This window comes from Cupriavidus sp. 8B (genome assembly GCF_054589115.1).
In genome coordinates this window covers 1-1,731 of record NZ_BAAILO010000216.1, presented here as the reverse complement: position 1 = coordinate 1,731, position 1,731 = coordinate 1, and the positions used below count along the sequence as shown (strand labels likewise).

Annotated in this window: 2 protein-coding genes, 1 pseudogene and 1 riboswitch; of the genes and pseudogenes, 1 reads left to right on the top strand and 2 read right to left on the bottom strand. The window is 62.0% G+C overall.

Annotation, left to right across the window (positions count from 1 at the left end; genetic code table 11):
• Together ACYP5B_RS21715 and ACYP5B_RS21710 are read right to left on the bottom strand one after the other, a co-directional pair.
• On the bottom strand, positions 1 to 96 hold a 96-nt coding region (locus ACYP5B_RS21715), incomplete at its 3' end, for a MerR family DNA-binding transcriptional regulator (protein ID WP_459571042.1).
• A gap of 304 nt (positions 97 to 400) precedes the next feature.
• A complete protein-coding gene (locus ACYP5B_RS21710) occupies positions 401 to 985 on the bottom strand; it encodes a TMEM165/GDT1 family protein (RefSeq protein WP_318237411.1) in 585 nt (194 codons plus the stop codon).
• A 9-nt stretch (positions 986 to 994) separates the two neighbouring features.
• Positions 995 to 1,181, bottom strand: a riboswitch (yybP-ykoY riboswitch).
• Positions 1,182 to 1,413: 232 nt separating this feature from the next.
• Here ACYP5B_RS21710 and ACYP5B_RS21705 point away from each other — a divergent pair.
• A pseudogene (locus ACYP5B_RS21705) lies at positions 1,414 to 1,731 on the top strand (hypothetical protein); the annotation flags it as partial.

The window sequence follows — 1,731 nt, the reverse complement described above, 5'->3', positions numbered from 1 at the left end:
TCCGGAAGGCAGGCGCTTAGCCGCCAGGATGCCTTCGCGCTCCCAGCGGCGCACCGTACTGGGAGCCCGTCCGATGCGCTTTGCGAATTCGTTGATAAACCTTGCTCATGGCAAGCGATTATAGATACTTCTGAGTAAGAATGAAGTATCAGTTGCTCGCTCTTGTTCTCATTGGGCTGATGAATTGGGCTCGGGGCGGGGCAACTGTAAGAGGATACTGGCCTCCGGGCAGTGGCGCCATAGACACCTGCAGGTGGTACGCACCGCGCGTGCACCTGCGGCGCGCTGCTGTTCATGGCTCGGCCAGCGTCGATAGCGGCCAGCCGTTCGCCACGCCTGCGCGCGAGCGCAAGCTGGCGAAGGCATGCGAGCTGGCCATGCCATGCAGCCGGCGGCCGGCTCAGGTCCCCAGGTTCAGGCCGAAGTTCACCTTGAACAGGATCAGGATGCCGAAGATGGCGAACAGCGCCGCGGCGACGAAACGCATCTTGGCGAGCGGGATGATGCGCGTCAGGCGTTCACCCAGCAGGACCGCGGGCACGTTGGCCGCCATCATGCCGAGGGTGGTGCCGACCACGACCATGCTCAGGTTGGCGTACTGCGCGCCCAGCGCAATGGTGGCGAACTGCGTCTTGTCGCCCATCTCGGCGAGGAAGAAGGCGACCACGGTGGTGGCGAAGGCGCCGGCGCGCTTGCCGTTGTTCCCTTCGTCGTCCAGCTTGTCGGGGATCAGCGCCCAGGCGGCAAAGGCCAGGAAGGCGATGCCCAGCACCCAGCGTGTCACATCCGGGCTGACGTGCGACGCAGCCCAGTCGCCCAAGGCGGCGGCAAAGAGGTGGTTGAAGATGGTTGCGACGAAAATGCCCGCAATGATGCTCCCTTGCTTGCCGAGAAACCGGGAGGCCAGGAGAAAGGAAAGGAGCTGAGTCTTGTCGCCCATCTCTGCGAGGGCGACCATACTGAACGAAGCAATGAGTGCTTCCATGTGACATCCAAAGGGGGCCGGCAACAAACGAACCAATGACTTCGCTGCCCAGTGCCAGCCCCAGCTGGTGGACAGAAAAGTCAAAGGTCTCGCTGAGCCAATCAGGCTGCCGGCGCCATGGTTTTTTGTACCAAGTATGTTGACGCAGGCCCCTCCAGTGGGGACTGGAGGCTAGCTACTCCCCTAAGACGGCGCAAATAATACCATATGCTTGCGCGCGCGGACGATCAAAGCGCCTTGGTCATGAACACCCGGCGATCAACACCAGGATGAACTCGAACGCCGATGCCGTGGACACGAAATGGCTCCTCACCAAGATCACTGCGCCGGGCTGCTGCGGATAGCGCCCTTTGACGCGCGCCAGTGCCGGGAACAATACTATAGGGTTCGCGCCAACCCCATCCCTCGCCAGAATGCCACCAGCCACCATGAGCCAATCCCTTCCGCATGACTCGCATGCCTCGCATGACCACGCCAGCCTGATCCGCGCCGTCCGGCAAGGCCTGCAGCCTGACTACCTGTTCTTCTGGGGGCACAGCGCAAAGGCAGGCGCCCCGGTGGGCAAGGAATGCCTGTCGCAGTGGTGGCCCGCATCGTTTTGCGTGGATGGCCAGACGTACGCCAGCGCCGAGCATTTCATGATGGCGGGCAACTATCGGCAGTTTGCAATTATGGAAGGTTCGCTGGAGCCGTATCGAATGAAAGCCAGTCGAGTGATGCCGCGCCCCTGCATTTGCTGGACCACG

Coding starts and splice junctions, on each gene's coding strand:
- ACYP5B_RS21710 (WP_318237411.1), bottom strand. CDS start 985: ATGGAAGCACTCATTGCTTCGTTCAGTATGGTCGCCCTCGCAGAGATG.